The 20,929-nt window shown below is 70.2% G+C and carries 22 protein-coding genes and 1 pseudogene; 16 read left to right on the top strand and 7 right to left on the bottom strand.

Annotated features, from left to right (window positions below; translation table 11 throughout):
* From V8688_RS09770 to V8688_RS09780, 3 genes and pseudogenes are all read left to right on the top strand, one after another.
* Window positions 1-185 (top strand): annotated as a pseudogene (locus V8688_RS09770) (PLP-dependent aminotransferase family protein); the annotation flags it as partial.
* Window positions 186-292: 107 nt separating this feature from the next.
* Window positions 293-538, top strand: coding sequence for a DUF2630 family protein (locus V8688_RS09775; RefSeq protein ID WP_218716755.1), 246 nt, complete (start codon window positions 293-295; stop codon window positions 536-538).
* Window positions 535-1,974: an NAD(P)/FAD-dependent oxidoreductase gene (locus V8688_RS09780; RefSeq protein WP_342800659.1), complete on the top strand. Its 1,440-nt coding sequence runs from the start codon at window positions 535-537 to the stop codon at window positions 1,972-1,974. The genes V8688_RS09775 and V8688_RS09780 overlap by 4 nt, the downstream gene beginning before the upstream one ends.
* 3 nt (window positions 1,975-1,977) lie before the next feature.
* Here the strand turns inward: V8688_RS09780 and V8688_RS09785 are convergent, their stop codons facing one another.
* Window positions 1,978-2,847: a DNA-formamidopyrimidine glycosylase family protein gene (locus V8688_RS09785; protein WP_316576119.1), complete on the bottom strand. Its 870-nt coding sequence runs from the start codon at window positions 2,845-2,847 to the stop codon at window positions 1,978-1,980.
* Between the two features lie 77 nt (window positions 2,848-2,924).
* Entirely contained in the window at window positions 2,925-3,665 is a 741-nt protein-coding gene (gene cobF, locus V8688_RS09790) for a precorrin-6A synthase (deacetylating) (protein WP_316576120.1), read from the bottom strand.
* A 45-nt stretch (window positions 3,666-3,710) separates the two neighbouring features.
* On the opposite strand from cobF, the gene V8688_RS09795 reads away from it, so the two are divergent.
* The 6 genes from V8688_RS09795 to V8688_RS09820 all read left to right on the top strand — a co-directional run bounded on the left by V8688_RS09795 (window position 3,711) and on the right by V8688_RS09820 (window position 7,938).
* A complete protein-coding gene (locus V8688_RS09795) occupies window positions 3,711-4,514 on the top strand; it encodes a thymidylate synthase (protein WP_218716759.1) in 804 nt (267 codons plus the stop codon).
* Window positions 4,511-4,999: a dihydrofolate reductase gene (locus V8688_RS09800; protein WP_218716760.1), complete on the top strand. Its 489-nt coding sequence runs from the start codon at window positions 4,511-4,513 to the stop codon at window positions 4,997-4,999. The genes V8688_RS09795 and V8688_RS09800 overlap by 4 nt, the downstream gene beginning before the upstream one ends.
* Before the next feature lie 103 nt (window positions 5,000-5,102).
* Window positions 5,103-5,429 carry a cupin domain-containing protein gene (locus tag V8688_RS09805; RefSeq protein WP_218716761.1) on the top strand — a complete coding sequence of 109 codons (327 nt, stop codon included), beginning with the start codon at window positions 5,103-5,105 and terminating at the stop codon, window positions 5,427-5,429.
* Between the two features lie 73 nt (window positions 5,430-5,502).
* A complete protein-coding gene (locus V8688_RS09810; RefSeq protein ID WP_342800660.1) occupies window positions 5,503-6,555 on the top strand; it encodes a Dyp-type peroxidase in 1,053 nt (350 codons plus the stop codon).
* Window positions 6,556-7,353, top strand: a complete 798-nt coding sequence (locus tag V8688_RS09815; protein ID WP_218716763.1) for a family 1 encapsulin nanocompartment shell protein — start codon at window positions 6,556-6,558, stop codon at window positions 7,351-7,353.
* A 57-nt stretch (window positions 7,354-7,410) separates the two neighbouring features.
* A complete protein-coding gene (locus V8688_RS09820) occupies window positions 7,411-7,938 on the top strand; it encodes a hypothetical protein (RefSeq protein WP_316576121.1) in 528 nt (175 codons plus the stop codon).
* Window positions 7,939-7,942: 4 nt separating this feature from the next.
* Here V8688_RS09820 and V8688_RS09825 read toward each other — a convergent pair whose 3' ends face one another.
* Complete coding sequence (locus tag V8688_RS09825; protein WP_218716765.1) at window positions 7,943-8,941, bottom strand: helix-turn-helix domain-containing protein; 999 nt, start codon at window positions 8,939-8,941, stop codon at window positions 7,943-7,945.
* Window positions 8,942-9,061: 120 nt separating this feature from the next.
* Between V8688_RS09825 and V8688_RS09830 the strand changes: the two genes are divergently transcribed.
* A complete protein-coding gene (locus V8688_RS09830) occupies window positions 9,062-9,883 on the top strand; it encodes an alpha/beta hydrolase (RefSeq protein WP_218716766.1) in 822 nt (273 codons plus the stop codon).
* A 19-nt stretch (window positions 9,884-9,902) separates the two neighbouring features.
* On the opposite strand, the gene V8688_RS09835 is transcribed toward V8688_RS09830, so the two are convergent.
* Complete coding sequence (locus V8688_RS09835) at window positions 9,903-10,580, bottom strand: TetR/AcrR family transcriptional regulator (protein ID WP_218716767.1); 678 nt, start codon at window positions 10,578-10,580, stop codon at window positions 9,903-9,905.
* A 218-nt stretch (window positions 10,581-10,798) separates the two neighbouring features.
* Between V8688_RS09835 and V8688_RS09840 the strand changes: the two genes are divergently transcribed.
* The 4 genes from V8688_RS09840 (at window position 10,799) to V8688_RS09855 (ending at window position 16,076) form a co-directional block, all read left to right on the top strand.
* The gene (locus V8688_RS09840) at window positions 10,799-12,334 is read left to right on the top strand and encodes an amino acid permease (protein ID WP_342800661.1); all 1,536 of its coding nucleotides are present in this window, start codon (window positions 10,799-10,801) and stop codon (window positions 12,332-12,334) included.
* A gap of 204 nt (window positions 12,335-12,538) precedes the next feature.
* Window positions 12,539-13,291: a DUF1989 domain-containing protein gene (locus V8688_RS09845; RefSeq protein ID WP_342800662.1), complete on the top strand. Its 753-nt coding sequence runs from the start codon at window positions 12,539-12,541 to the stop codon at window positions 13,289-13,291.
* Window positions 13,288-13,908, top strand: coding sequence for an urea amidolyase associated protein UAAP2 (locus tag V8688_RS09850; protein ID WP_218716770.1), 621 nt, complete (start codon window positions 13,288-13,290; stop codon window positions 13,906-13,908). Before V8688_RS09845 ends, V8688_RS09850 begins: the two co-directional genes overlap by 4 nt.
* Window positions 13,909-14,036: 128 nt before the next feature.
* Window positions 14,037-16,076, top strand: coding sequence for a 5-oxoprolinase/urea amidolyase family protein (locus V8688_RS09855; protein WP_342800667.1), 2,040 nt, complete (start codon window positions 14,037-14,039; stop codon window positions 16,074-16,076).
* Between the two features lie 57 nt (window positions 16,077-16,133).
* Here V8688_RS09855 and V8688_RS09860 read toward each other — a convergent pair whose 3' ends face one another.
* Window positions 16,134-16,616: a MarR family transcriptional regulator gene (locus V8688_RS09860; RefSeq protein WP_218716771.1), complete on the bottom strand. Its 483-nt coding sequence runs from the start codon at window positions 16,614-16,616 to the stop codon at window positions 16,134-16,136.
* A gap of 106 nt (window positions 16,617-16,722) precedes the next feature.
* Between V8688_RS09860 and V8688_RS09865 the strand changes: the two genes are divergently transcribed.
* The gene (locus tag V8688_RS09865; protein ID WP_342800663.1) at window positions 16,723-17,856 is read left to right on the top strand and encodes a GDSL-type esterase/lipase family protein; all 1,134 of its coding nucleotides are present in this window, start codon (window positions 16,723-16,725) and stop codon (window positions 17,854-17,856) included.
* A gap of 74 nt (window positions 17,857-17,930) precedes the next feature.
* Here V8688_RS09865 and V8688_RS09870 read toward each other — a convergent pair whose 3' ends face one another.
* The gene (locus V8688_RS09870; protein ID WP_342800664.1) at window positions 17,931-18,929 is read right to left on the bottom strand and encodes an NAD(P)-dependent alcohol dehydrogenase; all 999 of its coding nucleotides are present in this window, start codon (window positions 18,927-18,929) and stop codon (window positions 17,931-17,933) included.
* Window positions 18,930-19,020: 91 nt separating this feature from the next.
* Here V8688_RS09870 and V8688_RS09875 point away from each other — a divergent pair, with 91 nt between their 5' ends.
* A complete protein-coding gene (locus tag V8688_RS09875) occupies window positions 19,021-19,656 on the top strand; it encodes a TetR/AcrR family transcriptional regulator C-terminal domain-containing protein (RefSeq protein WP_218716773.1) in 636 nt (211 codons plus the stop codon).
* Here the strand turns inward: V8688_RS09875 and V8688_RS09880 are convergent, their stop codons facing one another.
* Complete coding sequence (locus V8688_RS09880) at window positions 19,657-20,679, bottom strand: ATP-grasp domain-containing protein (protein WP_218716774.1); 1,023 nt, start codon at window positions 20,677-20,679, stop codon at window positions 19,657-19,659. It abuts the gene before it with no gap.
* Between the last annotated feature and the right edge of the window lie 250 nt (window positions 20,680-20,929).

Raw genomic sequence — 20,929 nt, forward strand, 5'->3', positions numbered from 1 at the left:
GCGCGCTCGCCGCCGCGCGCGACCGTGGCGTCCTGCTCGACGGCCTCGCGCGGCATCATCTGGCCGCGGCGTACCGGTTCGGCGTCGCCATCGGCTACACCGCCCCGAGCACGGCCGACCTGGTCGCCGCGGTGCCGATCGCCGCAGACTGCCTCGCCGCCGCGCGCCACGATCTCCCCCGGTAGCGCGCCTGATCGCCGCGCCCCCGCCCGGCACGGTCGTAGCATGGACCCCGACCCCGTGCGGGTCGCTGTTCGGGCACTACCCCTCCGACCATCGAAGTGGTGAGCACATGAACGATCAGGACATTCTGGCGCGGATCAAGCAACTGGTCGACGACGAGCACGCGCTGCGCGCCAAGGCCACCGCGGGCGAGATCGACCCGGTCGCCGAACGCCAGCAGCTGGCCCAGCTGGAGGTGATGCTCGATCAGGCGTGGGATCTGTTGCGGCAGCGCCGCGCCCGCTCCGGCGCCGCCGAATCCCCCGACGACACCGGGATGCGTTCCCCGCGTGAGGTCGAGGGCTATCTGCAGTGACCGACGCCGAATACGACGTCATCGTCCTCGGCGCGGGCCCGGCCGGTGAGAACGCCGCCGCCTACGCCATCGCAGGCAGCGACCGCACCGCCGCGCTGGTCGAACGGGAACTGTTCGGCGGCGAGTGCAGCTATTGGGCGTGCATTCCGAGCAAGGCGCTGCTGCGCTCCGGTGCCGTCCTGGGCCTGGGCCGGGCGATGCCGGGGGTGACCGCGAGCGGGCCCCAGGTGGCCGACGTGCTCGCCCGGCGCGACTCCTTCACCCACGATCGCGACGACACCTCCCAGGTCGACTGGGCGAAGTCGGCCCGCATCGACCCGGTGCGCGGCTCCGGCAGGCTGGTGGGCGAACGCCTCGTCGAGGTAGTCACCGACGACGGCGTCCGCGTCCTGCGCGCCCGGCACGCGGTCGTGCTCGCCACCGGCACCACCGCCACCATTCCCCGTATTCCCGGCCTCGCCGAGGCCCTGCCGTGGATCTCCCGCGACGTCACCAATCTGACGGTGGTGCCGCGCCGGGTCGCCATCATCGGCGGCGGTGTCGTCGCCTGCGAGGCGGCGACCTGGCTGGCCGAGCTCGGCGCCGAGGAGGTGACGCTGCTGGTCCGCGGTGACCGCCTGCTGCCGCGCGCCGAACCGTTCGCCGCGGAGCTGGTGCTGCGCGGCCTGCGCGAGACCGGCGTCGTCACGGTGCGGCTGCACACCGAACCGTCGCTGATCTCCCGGCGCGACCCCGCCGACACCGGCGTCGGCCGCATCCACGGCGGACCGGTCACCCTCGTTCTCGACGACGGGGAACTCGAGGTCGACGAACTCGTCGTCGCCACCGGCCGCACCCCCGCCACCGACGGGCTCGGACTCGACGCCGTCGGCCTGCCCGCCGGCTACGTCGAGGTCGACGACCAGCTGACCGTGCGCGATGTGCCCGGCGACTGGCTCTACGCCGTCGGTGACGTGAATCATCGTGCGGCGCTGACACATATGGGCAAGTACCAGGCCAGGGTGTGTGGTGACGTCATCGCCGCCCGCGCCGAGGGCAGGCCGCTGGACCGGCCCCGGTTCACCGCGAGCGCCGACCACCAGCAGGTGCCCCAGGTCGTCTACACCGCACCGGAACTCGCCTCCGTCGGCCTCACCGAACACGAGGCGCGCACCGCCGGGCACGCCGTCGACACCGTCGAGATCGATATCGCCGTGGCCGGTTCGTCGCTGTCGCGCGACGATTTCCGTGGCCGCGCGAAGCTCGTCGTCGACACCGCGTCCGACCGGCTGCTCGGCGCGACCTTCGTCGGCCCCGACATGGGCGAGCAACTGCACGCGGCCACCATCGCCGTGGTCGGCCGGGTTCCGCTGGAGACGCTGTGGCACGCGGTGCCGGCATTCCCCGCCGTCAGCGAGTTCTGGCTGCGCCTGCTGGAGGCGTGGCGCGACCGCTGAACCCTACTTGAGCAGCCGCGACATCCGCCGGTCGGCGAGCACCTTGCCGCCGGTCTGGCAGGTGGCGCAGTACTGGAACGAACGCTCCGCGTAGGACACCTCGCGCACGGTGTCACCGCAGACCGGGCACTTCAGCCCGGTGCGCGCGTGCACCCGCATGCCCGAACGCTTCTCGCCCTTCAACCTGGCCGCGTCCTGCCCGACCGAGCGCCGCACCGCGTCGAGCAGCACCTCGCGCATGGCGGTGTAGAGCTGCGACACCTTGTCGGCCGGGATCGTCTTCGTGTTCGCGAACGGGGAGATCTTGGCGGTATGCAGGATCTCGTCGGAGTAGGCGTTGCCGATCCCCGCGATCAGCGTCTGATCGACCAGGGCGGTCTTGATCCGCTGCGAGGTTCCCTTCAGCAGCGCCGCGAACTCGTCCTCGGTGACCGCCAGGGCGTCCGGACCGAGCCGCGCGATGCCGGGCACCGCCTTCGGATCGTCGACCACATAGACCGCCAGCCGCTTCTTGGTTCCCGCCTCGGTCAGGTCGATCGACGGTGTCGCGCCCGCCGGCGTGAAGAAATGCACCCGCAGGGCCAGCGGCGACTTGCCGCCCGGCTTGGGCGGCAACGGATTCGGTTCGTCCACCCAGCGCAGCCAGCCACCGCGCGAGAGATGGGTGATCAGCCACAGCCCGCCGCAGTCCATTCCGAGGAACTTGCCCCAGCGCCCCGCCCCGGTGACATCCCGTCCGGACAGCGCCGTCACCGGCGGGTCGAACGTCTTCACCGCGCTCAACGCGGCCACGTCGACTCGCCCCACCACCGCACCGACCGCATGATCCCGCAGGAACTGCGCCAGCGCCTCCACCTCGGGTAGCTCGGGCACAGCGCCAGTTTAGCGGCTGGTGCGGCGCGTTCGCGGCCGTCCCGCCTCGGGGTCGGGGTGCGTGGCCGCGTCGGGACTCAACGTCCCCGCAGGAGGTACACGTCCATGATCCAGCCCTTGGCGGCGCGCAGCTCCGCGCGGCGGGCCACGATCCGCTGCTCGACCTCGCGCAGCGGTCCCTCGATCAGGGTCTCGTCGGGCATGCCGAGGTAGGCGCCCCACCAGATGTGCACGTCGTCGCCGGGGATCTCGGTGAACGAGCAGTCGCCGTCGAGCATCACCACGGTGGACCCGGCGCCGAGACCCTCCTCGCGGAGCCTGCGACCGGTGGTGACGTGGACCGGTTCGCCGATGCGGTGCAGGACCGTGCGGTGGCGGGCGGCCAGCGCGGCCACGCTGGTGACGCCGGGGATCACCTCGTAGTCGAACGTGGCGCGGCCGCCGGCCAGCACGTGTTCGACCATGCGCAGGGTGCTGTCGTAGAGGGCCGGGTCGCCCCACACCAGGATCGCGCCGACCCCGTCGACCTCGGCGAAGGCGGCCGCGAGCAGTTCGGCGCGGCGTTCGTGCCAGTCCCGCACGACGCCTGCGTAGTCGTCGGGGGTGCGGTCGCGGGGTGGGTCGGTGATCTCGATGATCCGGTGCGGACCCTCGACGTGCTCGGCCAGGATCGCGGTGCGCACGTCGACGAGCTCCTGCTTCTCGGCGCCCTTGCCGATGACGAAGAAGGCGTCGGCGTGTCGCATGGCCTTGACCGCCTGCATCGTCACCTGGTCGGGGTCACCGGCACCGATGCCGATCACGTAGAGCTTGCGCATACGCGGAGAGCTTGCCAGGTGCCGTGCACCGTAGAATCGCCAGGCGTGGCCACTCCTGATACGCAGTACGAGGATCTGCTCCGGCACGTGCTGGCGGACGGCACCCCCAAAGCCGATCGCACCGGCACCGGAACTCGCAGCATCTTCGGTCATCAGCTGCGCTACGACCTGGCCGAGAGCTTCCCGCTGATCACCACCAAGCGGGTGCACCTCAAGTCGATCGCCTACGAACTGCTGTGGTTCCTGCGCGGCGACTCCAACGTGTCCTGGCTGCGGGAGCACGGCGTGACCATCTGGGACGAGTGGGCCGACGACAAGGGCGAGCTCGGCCCGGTCTACGGCGTGCAGTGGCGCTCCTGGCCCACGCCCGACGGCACCCACATCGACCAGATCGCCCAGGTGCTGCACACCCTGCGCACCGACCCGGACTCGCGCCGGATGATCGTCTCGGCCTGGAACGTCGCCGACCTGGACAAGATGGCCCTGGCGCCGTGCCACGCCTTCTTCCAGTTCTACGTCGCCGACGGCAAGCTGTCGTGCCAGCTGTACCAGCGCAGCGCCGACCTGTTCCTCGGCGTGCCGTTCAATATCGCCAGCTACGCACTGCTGACCCTGATGGTGGCCCAGCAGACCGAGCTCGAGCCGGGCGAGTTCATCTGGACCGGCGGCGACGTGCACATCTACGACAACCACGTCGACCAGGCGCGCGAGCAGCTCAGCCGCGAGCCCTACCCGTTCCCGACCCTGCACCTGCGCCCGGCGACCAGCCTGTTCGACTACACCTACGACGACATCGAGCTCACCGGCTACCAGCACCACCCGGCCATCAAGGCGCCGGTGGCGGTGTGAGCGGTCAGATCGGCCTCATCTGGGCGCAGGCCGCCGACGGCGTGATCGGGGTGGACAACACCATCCCGTGGCGCCTCCCCGAGGACATGGCCAATTTCCGGGACACCACCATGGGCCATCCGGTCATCATGGGCAGGCGTACCTGGGACTCGCTGCCCGAGGCCTACCGCCCGCTGGCGGGCCGTCGCAACATCGTGGTCACCCGGCAGACCGATTGGGCGGGCGAAGGCGCCGAACGCGCCGCCTCGCTGCCCGACGCGCTGGCCCTGGCCGGACCGGGCGATGTCTGGGTGGCCGGCGGCGGCGAGATCTATCGCGCCGCGCTCCCGCTGGCGACGACGCTGCTGGTCACCGAGGTCGACACGCGAGTGACCGGCGACGCGTTCGCCCCGGTCATCGGCCCCGAGTGGCAGGCGCCGGAAACGCCGTGGCAGGAGTCGAAAACCGGTCTCCGCTACCGCATTCGCCGCTACACCCGGCGCTGACAACACCTGGCTAACGGTCTGGCAAAACGCCCGACCGCGGGCGCGGTCTCGGGCATACTCCCAGATACCAAGCCCCGCGAGAGCCTGCGAAAGGCGCTATGCCATGGACAAGAAATCGCTGACCGCGGTGGCCCGCCAACAGCTGAAGCTGGCGGCCACCTCGACGAGTGGCCGAAGTTCGCAAACCGTCATCGGCGGCCACACCCATGTGCTGCGCCAGACCGTCGTCGCCCTGACCGAGGGCCAGAGCCTGGCCGAGCACGACAACGCGGGCGACGCCACCATCCAGGTCCTCAGCGGCACGCTCGTGCTGATCGCGGGCACCGACGAGTGGAAGGGTTCGGCGGGCGATCTCATCGTCGTCCCGCGCGCCCGGCACAGCGTCAAAGCCATCGATAACGTGGCGTTTCTGCTGACCGTCGCCAAATAAGGGTTGCCTGCGGGTCGCTGACACGCGAGGGCGTGCCGCCAACCTGTCCGCGCCGCGCTCTACTCTGGACGGCATGGGTGAGCCACAGCCGATCCTCGAACCGCTCACGCCGGCCGCCATCTTCCTCGTCGCCACCATCGACGAGGGCGGCGAGTCGGCGGTCCGCGACCTCTTGTCGAACATCACCGGTTTGCGCCGTTCGGTCGGTTTCCGGGTGCCCGGCGAGGGCCTGACCTGCGTCACCTCGATCGGCTCCACGGCCTGGGACCGCCTGTTCGCCGGCCCCAAACCCGTTGAGCTGCACGAATTCCCCGGCTACAACGGGCCGATCCACAGCGCGCCGACCACCCCGGGCGACCTGCTGTTCCACATCAGGGGCGAGACCCAGGGCGCGTGCTTCGAACTGGCCATGGCGATCGGCGAGCGCCTGCGCGGCGCGGCCACGATCGTCGACGAGACCGTCGGTTTCCGCTACTTCGAACAGCGTGACCTGCTCGGCTTCGTCGACGGCACCGAGAACCCCGAGGGCAGCGCCGCGTACTCGGCGGCCCTGATCGGCGACGAGGACCCGGATTTCGCCGGCGGTAGCTACGTCATCGTGCAGAAATACACCCACCCGCTCGACCGGTGGAACGCGCTGTCGATCGAGGAGCAGGAGCGGGTGATCGGGCGGACCAAGCTCGGCGACTACGAACTGCCCGACGACATCAAGCCCGCCGACTCCCATGTCGCGGTGAACACCCTGGTCGACCCCGACGGCACCGAACGCCAGATCGTGCGCGCCAACATGCCGTTCGGCACGATCGGCCAGGGCGAGTTCGGCACCTACTACATCGCCTACGCCGCCACCCCGAGCGTCACCGAGCGCATGCTGGAGCGGATGTTCCTCGGCACCGAGGAGGCGGCCTACGACCGCATCCTCGACTTCTCGTTCGCGGTCACCGGCACGCTGTTCTTCACACCCACCGTCGATTTCCTCGACGATCCGCCAGACGCCCCCGAGTCCGTTGCCACCGAAGAAATTTCCGATTCGCTGCCCGTGTTCACCCCGGTGGAACGGGCCGACGCCGTCGCTTCCGATTCGGACGGCTCGCTCGCCATCGGCTCGATGAAAAGGAGTATCTGAATGAACAACCTGCATCGCGAACTCGCGCCGATCACCGCCGAGGCCTGGGCACAGATCGAGGAGGAAGCCACCCGCACGTTCAAGCGCAATATCGCCGGACGCCGGGTCGTCGACGTCTCGGGTCCGCACGGCGTGGCCTACTCGGCGCGCAACCGGGGCAGGTTGACCGCGATCTCCTCGCCAGACGACGGTGTCGTCGCCCACCAGCGCGTGGTGCAGCCGCTGGTGGAACTCCGGGTGCCGTTCACCCTGAAGCGCGGCGAACTCGACGACATCGAGCGTGGCGCGGGTGACGCCGACTTCGACAATCTCAAGACCGCCGCCCAGAAGATCGCCTTCGCCGAGGACCGCGCGATCTTCGAGAGCTACGCCGCGGCGGGCATCACCGGCATCCGCGACGCCGCCTCCAACGCCGCGGTGGCGCTGCCGAGCAATGTCGTCGACATTCCCGACGCGATCTCGCGCGCGCTGACCGGGCTGCGGCTGGCCGGTGTGCAGGGGCCGTACTCGGTCGTCCTCAGCGCCGAGCTGTACACGCAGGTCAGCGAGACCTCCGATCACGGCCACCCGATCCGCACCCACATCGAGCGGCTGATCGACGGCGAGATCATCTGGGCGCCCGCGATCACCGGCGGTTTCGCGCTCACCACCCGCGGCGGCGACTTCGAGCTGGCGCTGGGCCAGGATCTGTCGATCGGCTACCTCAGCCACGACGCCGAGACCGTGCAGCTGTACTTCCAGGAGACGTTCACCTTCCTCGTGGAGACCTCCGAAGCGGCGGTATCGCTCGGGTCGTGAGCCCGGCGCGGCCCACCCGCTAGGGTGGGCCGCGAGTTCGTGAGAGGGAGGTCTCGCATGGCGGTCGTGCGTGCCGGTGTCGTGCCCGCGGGGCGGAGCCTGCTCTACTGCCTGATCGGGGTGCTGGTCACCACCGGCGTCGTCGGGCTGTTCGTGGCGATGTTCGGGGTCAACCGGGTGATCACCGGCCTGCTCGTCGGCGCGATCGCCGGAGTGGCGGCGGGCGTGGCGCTGTTCGTGCGCGATGTCGTCGAGCTCACCGAGCACGCCATCTACGCCAGGACTCCGTTCCGCTCGTCGACCGTGCCGTGGGATCGCGTCGTCGCGGGCCGCTTCACCCTCGACGAGCGATCCCGCTGGGCACTGGCCCTTGACCTCAATGGCGGAACCAGCGACGAACTGGTCCTGCTGTCCATCCCGCCGGTGGTGCGCCCGGTCGCGGGCGCCTACGACATGCGCAAACGCGAGCAGGTCACCGAGATCCGGGAGATACTGCGCGCCAAGCGAATTCCGGTCACCGTCCTCCCCGAGATCGCGGGCGCGCTCAACCAGCACTGGCAGATCGCCCCGCCCACCTCCCGCTGAGGTCCTACGCGCTGAGCCCGGACTCGAATCCGCGCCGGTAGTCCGAGGGCGACACCCCGAGCCGCGCGACGAAGGTGCGGCGCAGCGCCTCGGCGCTGGCGAATCCCGCCTCCGATGCCGCCCGGCTCACCGAGCTGCCAGCCTCGAGCCGGGCCCTGGCCAGATCGAACCGCACGCTCGCCGCGTACTCGGCCGGGCTGAGCCCGGTCTCCTCGGTGAAGAGCCGGGTGAGGTGGCGGGGGCTCACATTCACGTGCCGGGCGAGGTCACGCACGCTGTGGCGCTCGGCCGGATCGCGGGCGATGAGATCGGTCACCGCGCGCACCGGCCCCGGCGGCAGCGCCGCGGCGCGCAGCGGCGTCGAGAACTGGGTCTGTCCGCCGGACCGCTGCAGATAGACGAGCAGACCCTGCGCGACCTGGCGCGCGATCGAGCTGCCCAGATCCTCGGCGACCAACGCCAGCGCGAGGTCGATGCCTGCGGCGACCCCGGCCGAGGTCGCGATGTCGGCCTCGCGCACGAAGATTCGATCCGCCCGCACATCGATCCGCGGGTACCTGCGCGCGAGTTCGGCGGCGAACTTCCAGTGCGTGGTGGCGCCGCGGCCGTCGAGCAGCCCCAGTTCGGCGAGCACGAAGGCGCCGCTACAGATCGAGACGACCCGGCGGCTGCGCGCCGCGAGGACGCGCGCCGCCTCGACGAGTTCGGGGCCGACGAACTCGACGGGGCGGACCTCACTGCCCGGCACCACGAGCGTGTCCAGGGCGGGCGCGTCGGCCGCGGCCGCCGTCACCGCAACCCCGCCGCCGACCGAGCTGTGCACCGGCTCACCGGTGGGTGAGAACAACATCACCTCATAGGCATCGGCGAACTGGTTCGCCTCGATGAAGACCTCGGCCGGACCGACGTAATCGAGCGATTTCACCCCGTCGAACAGCAGAAATCCGATGCGCCGCCGCCCGGTCGGTACAGTGGATCGAGCACGTTCCGGAGCGACAGACATGCCGATGAATGTACTGCCTGTCCGAAAGTGCGGGATCCGCGGCCGTTCCGGCAGGCGACAGCGGCGACCCGCCCGACAACGATGGGCAACCTAGTCATCCACCTCTCCGACGGGAGCGACATGCCCTACTTCACCACCTCCGACGGCACCGAGATCTACTTCTCCGACTGGGGCACCGGACGGCCGGTCGTCTTCAGCCACGGCTGGCCGCTGAGCTCCGACGCGTGGGCGCTGGAACGCAAGACCCTGGCCGACGCGGGCTACCGCGTCATCGCGCACGACCGTCGCGGCCACGGCCGCTCGTCGCAGCCGTGGCAGGGCAACGACATGGACACCTACGCGCGTGACCTCGCCGAGCTCGTCGAATCCCTCGACCTGCGCGACGTCGTCGTCATCGGACATTCGACCGGCGGTGGCGAGGTCGTGCGCTACGCGGCCCAGCACGGGCGCGACCGCGTCGCCAAGGTCGTCACCATCGGCGCGGTGCCGCCGATCATGGTCGCGACCGAGTCCAATCCCGACGGTCTGCCGATGAAAGCGTTCGACGATATCCGCGCCGGGGTGCTCGCCGACCGCTCCACCTTCTATCAGGAGCTCGCGCCCTCGTTCTTCGGCTTCAACCGCGAGGGCGCGGCCGTGTCGAAGGGCGCGCAGGACGACTTCTGGCGTCAGGGCATGCTGGCAGGCATCCAGGCCGCCTACGAGTGTGTCGCGGCGTTCTCGGCGACCGACTTCACCGAGGATCTGCGGGCGCTCGAGGTGCCGATCTTCATCGCCCACGGCGACGACGACCAGATCGTGCCGATCGCCGGTGCCGCGCTGAAGTCGATCGAGCTCGTGAAGAACGGCACGCTGAAGGTGTATCCGGGTGCGCCGCACGGCATCTTCGGCGCCTACCAGCAGGAACTGATCGCCGATATCCTCGCGTTCATCGCCGACTGATCGCGGGCTTCGGCACCGCTCAGGCCGACTCGACGGCCTGAGCGGCCAGCCGGGCGAGCAGCGCTTCGGCGGCCGTGCGCACGGGTGCGGTGTCGGCGGTGTGGCCGACGATGCGCAAGATCGCGTCCGGGATCACCCGCTCGGTGTCCTCGCTCGCCGCCCCGGCGTCGGAGCGGATGCCGATCACCGTTTCGACCAACCGGAACGGCAGGATGCGCGCGTCGTCGGGTTGCCCGGTCGCCGCGGCGGATTCGGCCGCGAGCCGTTCGTAGTGCTCGCGCAGTTCGTCGCGGCGGCGCCGGAACGTGGCGAAACGTTCGGTGCGCAGCTCCGGCAGCAAATACAGCGCGCCGAGATTCCAGCGCGCGGTGCGTAATTGGCGCACGTCGAACAGGGCGAGCGCGTAGAGCTGGGTCGCGGCGTCGGCGGGTTCGGTGGCCATCCGCTGTGCCAGCTCGACCGGGCCCGCGACGGTTTCGGCGAGCAGCGCGTCGAGGATGTCGTCCTTGGCGGCGAAGTGGTGATACAGCGAGGCCTGCCTGATCCCGACCGCGTCGGCTACCGCCCGGGTGGAGGTGTTGGCGTAGCCCTTGGTGGTGAACAGCTCCGCCGCCGCGTCGAGGATCTCCGCGCGCGGCGTCGTCCCCTGCCTACGCCGCTGTTCCAGCCGGGGACGCCCGGGACCGAGGTTTGCCACGTCCAAGATTCTGTCATCGGGCGCCGACCTGGGCGGCAGCGGGCACCTCACCAGCGAGGATGCCGGTCGGTCGAATTCCTGTCACTCGATAGAAACGTGGGCAACGCAGAAGTTACCGCGGGCCCCACAGCCGATACACGCACGACACCGTTCGAGCGATCGCGCGCGCAAAACTATCGACTGATAGATATTTGGCCGCACCGCCGAAGGACACCGACATGGCCACGACTCTCGATACCGCCGCTGTTCCCCCCGATACCGGCCGCGACAGCGCCGACCTCGCCACATTCGGCTACGAACCGGTCCTACACCGCAAGCTCGGGCGCTACGCGTCCTTCGCGGCAGGGTTCTCGTTCGTCTCCATCCTCACCACGATCTTCCAGTTCTTCGGCTTCGGCTATTCGTTCGGCGGCGCCGCGTTCTTCTGGACCTGGCCGCTGGTCTTCGCCGGCCAGTTCCTGGTGGCGCTGAACTTCGCCGAGCTGGCCGCCCGGTATCCGATCTCCGGCTGTATCTACCAGTGGTCGCGCCGCCTCGCGGGCGGGCTGATCGGCTGGTTCGCCGGCTGGATGATGGTGATCGCGCAGGTCGTCACGGCCGCCGCGGCCGCCATCGCCCTGCAGGTGGTACTGCCGACGATCTGGAGCGGCTTCCAGTTCATCGGCACCGACACCGCGCTGACCTCCCGCGACGGCGCGATGAACGCGGTGCTGCTCGGCAGCGTGCTGCTGGTGGTCACCACCACGATCAATGTCATCGGCATCGACCTGATGTCGAGGATCAACTCGATCGGCGTCACCGTCGAGATCGTCGGCGTGCTGGCGATCATCGCGCTGTTCTTCACCGGCACCGAGCGCGGTCCCGGCGTCGTCCTGCAGACCGACCAGGCCGCGCCGGGCCCGTACTGGGCGGCGTTCCTGGTCTCCGGCCTGATGGCCGCCTACGTGATGGTCGGCTTCGACTCCGCCGGGGAACTGTCCGAGGAGACCAAGAACCCGCGCCGGGTCGCCCCGCGCACGATTCTGCTGGCCCTGTCGGTGTCGGCACTGGGCGGCGGGCTCATGCTGCTCGGCGCGCTGATGGCCGCGCCCAGCCTGTCCGACGGCGAATTGGCGTCGGGCGGACTGGCTTACGTCATCACCTCCAAGCTCGACAGCCCCGCCGGTTCGGTACTGCTCGGCTGCGTCGCGGTCGCGGTCATCGTGTGCACCCTGGCGATCCAGACGGCGGGCTCGCGCCTGATGTTCTCGATGGCGCGCGACGGCAAACTGCCGTTCGCCAAGGCCCTGTCGACCGTGCACCCGCGCTTCGGCACCCCGGTGTGGCCCGCCGTGGTGATCGGCGCGCTCGGCATCGGCCTGCTGGTGCTCAACCTGGGCAACCCGGCCATCTTCGCCACCCTGGCCAGCGTCTGCATCGTCAGCCTGTACCTGGCGTACCTGCTGGTCACCGTGCCGCTGATGGTGCGCAGGATCAAGGGCCTGCCCGCCGTGGACGACCCGAGCCTGTTCACCCTCGGCCGCTGGGGCGTGCCGATCAACGCGCTCGCCGTGGTCTGGGGCATCGCGATGGTGATCAACCTGGCGTGGCCGCGCCCGGAGGTCTACACCCCGGCGGGTGGCAGCTGGTGGCAGCTGTGGGCAGGCCCGCTGTCGGTGGCGGTGATCCTCACCGTGGGCGCCGTGGTCTACCGCTTCGTGGTGGCAACCAAGGACGACCTCCCATCGGCCGAAACCATCCCCGCCACAGCCTGATTCACCCGCCGCGACCCCACCCACCCAGCCCCGCACGCCCCGACCCCGAGGAGGGGCAGCCGACGAAGTCGGCCGTCGCGGCCGTCCCGCCCATCAGGCGCCGTTGCGCAAGCGACCAAGGCGCAAGCACCGGTGCCTGATCGGCGGGACAGCAGGGGCCGCGACCTCGAGCGGGCCAACGCTCCAATGACACAGGAGATCACGATGACGAGTACCCAGTCCACCGACGGCGCCCGCGCGCACGCGCGTGCGCAGGCCGCCGCGGCCACGATCGCACGACCGGCGACACCCGCCGGTGTCGACCCCGCCGCCGTTGTTCTCGCGCAACGTATTCCCTCCGGCGGCTACGCGAATGTGGTGCTGGGCCGCGGCACTCGGGTCCGGCTGGCCGACCCGTCCGGCGCCGCCTGCGCGCACCTGTTCCTGCTGCGCGCCGAATCTCCGTGGGAGCGGCTCAATGTCGCCGACACGGTGAAGGTGCCGTGGCAGGCCTATTTGAGCGCGGGCCACCCGCTGCTGTCCGACCAGGGCCGGGTGCTCGCCACCGTTGTCGCCGACTCCTCCGGTCACCACGACACGCTGTGCGGGCCGAGCGCCGAAGGCCGCCACCAGCTGCACCTGGCCGGGGCCAAGCAGGGCCTGGAACCCCGCGACATCGGCCCGTCGGTCTCGCTGTTCCGTGGCGTCCGGGTCGAAGCCGACGGTGGTCTCGTCACGACCGGCAACGCCGCCGCCGGATCAGCGGTCGACCTGTTGATCCACCTCCCGGTCACGCTGCTGGTCGCCAATGCGGCCCACCCGCTCGACGATCGGCCCACCGGCGACCTCGACCTGCTCGCCTGGTCCGCCCCCGCCGAGCTCGCCGCCACCCCCAACGACGACCCCGAATACCGCCGGGCCGTCGACAACACCGAAGCCGCCTGGGCGGCCGCACTCAACTCGGAGGTTCTGGCATGACCACGGCGACCATCCGCACCGTCGTCCTCGACGAGACCGTCCCCGCTCAGGCGCCGTGGTCGGCGATCGTGCGCGCGGGCGATCAGCTCGAGATCATCGACCTGCACGGCAACCAGGCCGTCGACTGCCTGCTCTACTCCGCCGCCGACCGCACCGATCGCTACAGCGCCCAGGCCACCGTCGCCGCGCAGCGCAATATCTTCCTGACCACCGGCAGCGTCCTGCTGACCGAGGCGGGCACCCCGCTGATGACCGTGGTCGCCGACGAGGTCGGCAACCACGACACCATCGCCGGCGCGTGCTCGCAGGAATCCAACACCCTGCGTTACGGCCACCACACCCGCCACCAGCACGCCTGCGTGGAGAACTTCCTCACCGCCGCGCTCGAATGGGGTCTGGGCAAGCGGGATCTGGTGTCCAACATCAACTGGTTCATGAATGTCCCGGTCGAGGCCGACGGCACGCTCGGCATCGTCGACGGTCTGTCGGCGCCGGGCAAGAAGGTCACCCTGCGCGCCGAGATCGACACCCTCGTGCTGGTCTCCAACTGCCCGCAGATCAACAACCCCTGCAACGGTTTCGACCCGACGCCGGTCCGCATGGTGGTGACCCGATGACTCTCACCGGAACCCGTTCCGCCGTCGTCGATACCGCGCTCCCCTCGGTCAGCGCGGAGCACCGCACTTCCGTGGCCGCCGCTACCGGCACGCGCACCGCCGGAGTCGTCGGCGCACCCGAGTCCGCCATGGTGGCGGGCACCCCGGTCGCGCTGCCCGCAGGCACCCGGTCCGTGCAGGTCCTCCGCCCCGGCATGCAGACCACGGTGCAGGACTGGCCCGGGCGAATCGGGTACTGGCACATCGGCGTTCCGCCCTCCGGCCCGATGGACGACCTCTCGTTCCGGCTCGGCAATCGCGTGCTCGGCAACCCGGAGGGCGCGGCGGGGCTCGAATGCACGCTGGGTGGCCCCGCGCTGCGCTTCAGCGAGGCGACGTGGGTGTGTGTCACCGGCGCGGTCGCCGACGTGCGAGTCGACGGCAGGCCGGTCGAGCAGTGGCGCACCGTCGAAGTCCCGGCCGGCGGCGTCCTCGAGGTCGGCGCGATCCGCGGCCCCGGCATGCGCACCTACATCCTGGTCTCCGGCGGTCTCGACGTCGAGCAGTTCCTCGGCAGCGCGGCGACCTTCACCCTCGGCAAATTCGGCGGCGGCACCGGCGCGGCCCTGCGCGCCGAGGACGTGCTGCCCCTCGGCGCACCGGCGACCCGCCTGGCCCCCGCCGTCCCGATGACCGACATCCCCGCCTTCGGGCACCGCTGGGAACTGGCCGTCACCGAGGGTCCGCACGGCGCGCCGGAGTTCTTCACCCGCGGCGACTTCGACACCATCGTCGGCACCGACTACGAGGTGCACTTCAATTCCGACCGCACCGGCGTGCGCCTGCTCGGCCCGAAGCCGGAGTGGGCCCGCACCGACGGCGGCGAGGCGGGCCTGCACCCGTCGAACATCCACGACAACGCCTACTCGATCGGCGCGCTCGATTTCACCGGCGACACCCCGATCCTGCTCGGCCCCGACGGCCCGAGCCTGGGCGGCTTCGTCTGCCCGGTGACGGTGGTCGCGGCCGATCGCTGGAAGCTCGGCCAGCTCACCCCGGGCGACACGGTCCGCTTCGTCCCCGTCCGCGCCGAACACGCCGCGCCCGCGGGCGAACTCGGCGCACGCCGACGCGCGTCGTTCGGCAGCGTGCTCTCGGCGGGCCGCGACGGCGACGACGGCATCCTGCGCCGCACCGAGGTCGACGACGAGACCGGCGTGACCTACCGCCGCCAAGGCGACGACGGCGTCCTGGTCGAATACGGCACGCTCACTTTGGATCTCGGGCTGCGCGCCCGCGTGCACGCACTGCATCAGCATCTGATCGCGGCCGGGCCGCGCGGGGTCGTCGAACTCACCCCCGGCATCCGCTCCCTGCAGATCCGCGTCGACCCGGCCGTGCTGCCGATCGCCCGTCTGCTCGACCTGCTCGCCGAAGCCGAAGCGCAGCTGCCGAATTCCGACCAGCTCGTCGTCCCGAGCCGCACCGTGCACCTCCCGCTGTCCTGGGACGACCCCGCCACCCGCGAGGCGATCACCCGCTACATGCACGGCGTCCGCGCCGACGCTCCGTGGTGCCCCTGGAATATCGAGTTCATCCGTCGCATGAACGGCCTGGACTCGGTCGAGGACGTCTATCGCACCGTCTTCGACGCCGAGTACCTGGTTCTCGGCCTGGGTGATGTCTATCTGGGCGCCCCCGTCGCCACTCCCACCGACCCCCGGCACCGCCTGGTCACCACCAAATACAACCCCGCCCGCACCTGGACCCCCGAGAACGCCGTCGGCATCGGCGGCGCCTACCTGTGCATCTACGGCATGGAGGGCCCCGGCGGCTACCAGTTCGTCGGCCGCACCACCCAGGTCTGGAACCACCGCGCCCGGCCCACCGGCACCGCGGGCCCCGGCGTCGACCGCTTCGCCAACGACGCCGAAACTCCTTGGCTGCTGCGCTATTTCGACCGCATCCGCTGGCATCCCGTCGAGCCCGGCGAACTGCTGGACCTGCGGGCCGACTTCGCCGCCGGAAAGGTCGACGTCCCCACCGAGGACGGCGAATTCCGCCTCGCCGACTACCGCGCCTTCCTCGCCGACAACGCCGCGGCCATCACCGATTTCCGCGCCGTGCAGGCCGAGGCCTTCGCCGCCGAACGCCAGTCCTGGCGTTCGGCCGGAGAACTCACCGACTGAGACCCCCGCGCCGGGCCGTCGGCGCCCGCGGCTCGGCAGGTCACGGCGACGCCTGGCTCACGACCGAGGTGGCGGGTCGGCGACGGCCGTCGCCGAGGGATTGGTGACGTCGCGGATGATGCGCAGGCCGGTGACCAGACCGTCGAGCTGGTCCGGGGTGAGCAGGCCGGTGAGCCAAGTCTCCAGCGCGTCGAGGTAGTCCGGGAGGACCGCTTCGAGGCGGCTGATGCCCGCCGGGGTCAGCGCCGCGTAGGCGCTGCGGCGGTCGGTGGGATCGAGCTGACGTTCGACCAGGCCCGCCTTGGCGAGCCGGTCGACCAGCCGGGTGACGCCGCTGGTGGACAGCTCGGTCTGGGTGGCCAGGTCCGACATCCGCAGCCGATGCTTCGGCGAGCGGCTCAGCCGCATGAGGGCATTGAGGTCCAGGCCCGAGAGGCCGTGCGCGTGCCACGTGGGTTCGACCTTGGCGATCAACCCGCTGGTGGCCTCGAAGAGCAGGCCGGAGATGGTCAGGCGGGGGTCGTCGAACAGTTCGTGCATGAGACCACCCTAGCCGATGCTTGCCATGCGGATAGTTGACACGAGGAATACTTAGGGGTAGATCTATGCCTACGCAATATTCCTCGCAGCAACTAATGGAGTGGTCATGCAGCAGACGTGGGTCGCCGGATTCCGGTCGGGTGTCATCAGCCCGGACGAGCAGATCAAGCTCGCCGAATCGCGATCGTTCACCGACGAAACGGTGCGGCAGGTGCTGCGCCTGGCGGGCGGCGGTGACGCGGTGCGGGTGCGGCTGACCAACAGGTACGGGTCCGCGCCGCTGATGATCGGCGCCGCCCGCCTGGCCGTGCGCAAGGAAGGCTCGGCGATCACCACCGATGCCGAGGTCCGCTTCGACGGCGCGCCGATCGCGGTCATCGAGCCCGGCGCGGAGCTGGTGAGCGACCCGCTGGACCTGGCCGTCGCCGCCGGCGAGGACCTGCTGCTCAGCCTGTACCTCCCCGGCCCGACCGGCCTGGCGACGTTCTCCCACCAACCCGGTGAGATCGCCTACCTCGCGGCGGGCGATCGCACCGCCGACGCGGAACTGCCCGGCGCGCAGGAGCTTCCGTTCCGCTTCTTCGTCACCGGTGTCGACGTGCGCACCGGGGCGCGGCCCCCGATCGCGGTGGCGTTCGGCGATTCCTGGTTCGAGGGTGTCGGCACCACCCTCAGCGCCAACCGTCGTTCCGTCGACGTCATCAACTCACGTCTCACCCGGGGGTGGGTGGTGAACAACGGCATCGCCGGTAACCGCCTCACCGCCCGTGAGATCGGCGAATCCGGGCTGGCCCGCCTCGATGCCGATGCCCTCGCGGTTCCCGGCGTCACCGACATCCTGGTGAACTTCGGCATCAACGACCTGATCCTCGGCGCCATGGGCGGACAGCCCTCCGCCACCACCGAGGAACTGATCGCCGGTTTCACCGCACTCGCCGAGCGCGCGCACGCGGCCGGCCTGCGGATTCACGTCGCGACCATCGGCCCCTACGCCGGCTGCGTCTACCCGGGCATGCCACTGCTGGAAACCCAGCCGACTCGCCACGCGGTCAACGAATGGATCCGTGGCACCGACATCTTCGACTCGATCTTCGACGTCGACCAGGCGGTGGCCGACCCGCAGCGCCCGGACTTCATCCGCCCCGAGTTCGACAGCGGCGACGGCATGCACCTCAACGACGCGGGTGCCGCCGCCATGGCCCACACCCTCGACCTGACCGCACTGTTCACCGCGAGGTGACGGCAAAGGGGGCGCTGCACGGCGCGCCTCTTTTCGGCCGGAGACGGGGTGGGACAGTCGCTGCGGCCGGGTCCTCACGGGGCGGTGAGCACTGTCTTCCCCGAGGCGTGCCCGCGCGCGAAGATCTCGATGGCGGACGCCGCGTCGGACAGGGGGACGCGGCGCTCGATCACCGGGCGCAGGGCACCGTCGGCGGCCAGTCCGGCCAGGTAGTCCAGGTCGGCGGCCGCGGGGCGCATGAGCAGCGCTTTCAGCGTCTGACGGGCGAACAGGTCGGTGAGCACCACCTGGCCGAGCCAGCGGACCGGACCGAACCAGTCGTCGCCGGGTGCGGCGGCGGAAGAGATGAACACTCCCTCCGCCGTCAGCACTCGGCGACAGTCGCGCAGGCGGTGATTGCCCGCCAGATCGAAGAGCACGTCGTAGCGCTCGTCGGACTTCGTGAAATCCTCGGCGGTGTAGTCGATCACGACATCCGCGCCGATTCCGCGCACCATCTCGATGTGCCGGGTACTACACACCGCGGTCACGTGCGCGCCGAGCGCCTTCGCGATCTGCACCGCGAAGCTACCGACGCCGCCGGACGCGCCGTTGATCAGAACCCGGTGGCCCGGTCCGACGTCGCCGATGTCACGCAGGCCCTGTAGCGCGGTCATCCCCGAATCCGGTATCGCCGCGGCCTCTTCCATGCTCAGCGCGGCGGGCACCAGCGCGAAGGAACCAGCGTCGGCGCACACGAACCCGGCGAAGGCGCCGCTGGGCACCGCACCGAAAACCCGGTCGCCGAGCTGGAATTCGGTGACCGTGGCACCGACCGCGACCACCTCGCCCGCGAGATTCTGCCCGATCATCCGGCGCTTGGGCCCGCGCAGCCCGAACCCCAGCCGCAGCAGATACGGGGTCCCGGTGAGCAGATGCAGATCGCCGCTGCACAGCGAGGCCGCTCGCACCCGGACCACCACCTCCCGCTCCCCCGGGTCGGGGCGCGGCACGGTCTCGGTCCGCAACACCTCGCTCCCGCCGTAGCGAGGAGCCACCCACGCGGTCATCGAAGCCGTGTCCACACCGGTCATGACATCCCTCATCTCGCACTTACAGCGTAAGTCTGTTGCCCAGACGGTACGCTTACGCCGTAAGTAGGTCAAGGAAGCAGTCAGGAGCCGCATGCCACGCACCCCGCTGACCAGGGAACGCGTCCTGCGCGCGGCGATCGATCTCGCCGATCGGGAGGGTCTGGACGCGCTGTCGATGCGCAAACTCGCCAAGGCAGTCGGCGTGGAGGCGATGTCGCTGTACAACCACGTCGCCAACAAGGACGACCTTCTCGACGGCATCATCGACCTGGTCGTCGCCGAGATCTACGTCCCCGGCGCGGACGGCGACTGGCGGACCGAGCTACGCCGCCGCGCCGTCTCCGCCCACGAGGTCCTGCTCCGCCACCGCTGGGCCACCGGCCTGCTCGGTTCCCGGGTGAACGTCGGGCCCGCCATGCTCCGCTACATCGACGCCACGCTCGCCTGCCTGATCACCGCGGGCTTCACCTACGAACAGGCCGACCGTGCCTGGAACGCGCTGGACAGCCACATCTACGGCTTCACCCTCCAGGCCATCAACTTCCCCCTCGACCCGTCGGAGTACGCCTCGGCGGCACAGCGATTCCTGCCCCTCATCCCCACCGAGACCCACCCGCACATGCACGCCCTGGCCGCCCTGGTCATCGACGGAACGCATTCCGGTACCGCGGATTTCACCTTCGGCCTCGATCTGCTCCTCGACGGCCTCGCTCGCCTGCTCCCCTAGTCAGCCCGCGACCAGATCCGCGCTCCGACGACTCTGGTCCTCGCGCCGACCGGTGACCTCCATGACCGCTTCCGCCACCGCCAGACAGGCGCCGAGTCGCGGCGGGAACCGCAATCCCGAATCCCGTTCCAGCAGCAGCCGCACCGCCGCCCACGGCAGATTCACATCGGCGAAAGCTGTATGGAACAGCCCGGCCGAGGGGCGCGGATTGGCCTCGAGCAGCACCGGTTCCCCACCGCGATAGCGCAATTGGACGTTGGTCAGATAGGCGAGCTCGAAATGCCGGACCAGCCTGCGCGCGATGTCGACCACCGCCGGGTCGTCCAGCAGAATACGGAAGCGACCCTGCTTGGCCCGCGGAATACCCACCAGCAGTTCACCTCCCGGAGCCGACAGACAGTCGATGCTGATCTCCGGATCGTCGAGGAACGGCATGACGAGCAGCGGGGGCACCGACTCCCCGTCCGCCGCCGCCCGACGCAATGCCCCGGCAACCGCTTCGACCGAGGCCACCGGCCGGGGCGCGACCCGCAGGCTCGCCATCGTCAGCGGACGGTCGTCCAGGATGCGGAAGCCGAAGGCCGAGTACTCACCGCTCGGCTTGATGCACAGCGTCTCCCCGTCCCGGGACAGTTCCTCGACGGCGGCGTAGAACTCGTCGGCATCGGTGGCCTCACGCCACGGGGGCACGGGAATGCCCGCCGCGCCCGCGATCTCGTAGGTGCGGACCTTGCTGGTCAGCGCCCGCACCGCCGCCAGCGGCGAGCACATGAGACTGGTGCCGACCGCGGCGAAGTCCGCGGCCCGGCCCGCGAGCGCGTCGAGACGCCGGGGCGGGATGAGGACATCGATGCGATGGGTCCGGCAGAACTCGAGCGCGAACTGCGCGTACTCCTCGTTGCCGACATACCGAGGCTCGATCGCCGAGACATCGCACGCCGAGAGAGCGGCCGCACCCGGATCCACATTGCTGGCGTAGATGGTGACGTCCACACCGTCCGGGTTCTCCCGTAGCAACCGCATGACCTGAACGGTCGCCGCACCTGCACTGCTCAGCCAAATCCGAAGCGTTATGGCAACCGCTCCCTTCCTGTTTTTCCCGGTGAGAACCGGACCTTATCCCGGTTCCGCGTTCCGCACATTTCGGAACGCAAGACCGCAGGTCACACCCTGGATATCGCAGGCGCGTGAGGTCCGCGGCGGGTCGGACAGAGGGAAATGGTGCGGCTGCTCGCCTACCGGGGAAACGCGGTAGGCGAGCAGCCGGGCAGCG

It is taken from the genome of Nocardia sp. No.11 (genome assembly GCF_038752175.1).
Classification (GTDB): domain Bacteria; phylum Actinomycetota; class Actinomycetes; order Mycobacteriales; family Mycobacteriaceae; genus Nocardia; species Nocardia canadensis.

Excerpts from the sequence above, each read along its gene's own strand:
- V8688_RS09850 (WP_218716770.1), top strand. The coding sequence starts at position 13,288 with ATGACCACGGCGACCATCCGCACCGTCGTCCTCGACGAGACCGTCCCC.
- V8688_RS09775 (WP_218716755.1), top strand. The coding sequence starts at position 293 with ATGAACGATCAGGACATTCTGGCGCGGATCAAGCAACTGGTCGACGAC.
- V8688_RS09805 (WP_218716761.1), top strand. The coding sequence starts at position 5,103 with ATGGACAAGAAATCGCTGACCGCGGTGGCCCGCCAACAGCTGAAGCTG.
- V8688_RS09815 (WP_218716763.1), top strand. The coding sequence starts at position 6,556 with ATGAACAACCTGCATCGCGAACTCGCGCCGATCACCGCCGAGGCCTGG.
- V8688_RS09870 (WP_342800664.1), bottom strand. The coding sequence starts at position 18,929 with ATGACCGGTGTGGACACGGCTTCGATGACCGCGTGGGTGGCTCCTCGC.
- V8688_RS09855 (WP_342800667.1), top strand. The coding sequence starts at position 14,037 with ATGGTGGCGGGCACCCCGGTCGCGCTGCCCGCAGGCACCCGGTCCGTG.
- V8688_RS09845 (WP_342800662.1), top strand. The coding sequence starts at position 12,539 with ATGACGAGTACCCAGTCCACCGACGGCGCCCGCGCGCACGCGCGTGCG.
- V8688_RS09880 (WP_218716774.1), bottom strand. The coding sequence starts at position 20,679 with ATGCGGTTGCTACGGGAGAACCCGGACGGTGTGGACGTCACCATCTAC.
- V8688_RS09865 (WP_342800663.1), top strand. The coding sequence starts at position 16,723 with ATGCAGCAGACGTGGGTCGCCGGATTCCGGTCGGGTGTCATCAGCCCG.
- V8688_RS09830 (WP_218716766.1), top strand. The coding sequence starts at position 9,062 with ATGCCCTACTTCACCACCTCCGACGGCACCGAGATCTACTTCTCCGAC.
- V8688_RS09825 (WP_218716765.1), bottom strand. The coding sequence starts at position 8,941 with ATGTCTGTCGCTCCGGAACGTGCTCGATCCACTGTACCGACCGGGCGG.
- cobF (WP_316576120.1), bottom strand. The coding sequence starts at position 3,665 with ATGCGCAAGCTCTACGTGATCGGCATCGGTGCCGGTGACCCCGACCAG.
- V8688_RS09860 (WP_218716771.1), bottom strand. The coding sequence starts at position 16,616 with ATGCACGAACTGTTCGACGACCCCCGCCTGACCATCTCCGGCCTGCTC.
- V8688_RS09875 (WP_218716773.1), top strand. The coding sequence starts at position 19,021 with ATGCCACGCACCCCGCTGACCAGGGAACGCGTCCTGCGCGCGGCGATC.
- V8688_RS09840 (WP_342800661.1), top strand. The coding sequence starts at position 10,799 with ATGGCCACGACTCTCGATACCGCCGCTGTTCCCCCCGATACCGGCCGC.
- V8688_RS09810 (WP_342800660.1), top strand. The coding sequence starts at position 5,503 with ATGGGTGAGCCACAGCCGATCCTCGAACCGCTCACGCCGGCCGCCATC.
- V8688_RS09820 (WP_316576121.1), top strand. The coding sequence starts at position 7,411 with ATGGCGGTCGTGCGTGCCGGTGTCGTGCCCGCGGGGCGGAGCCTGCTC.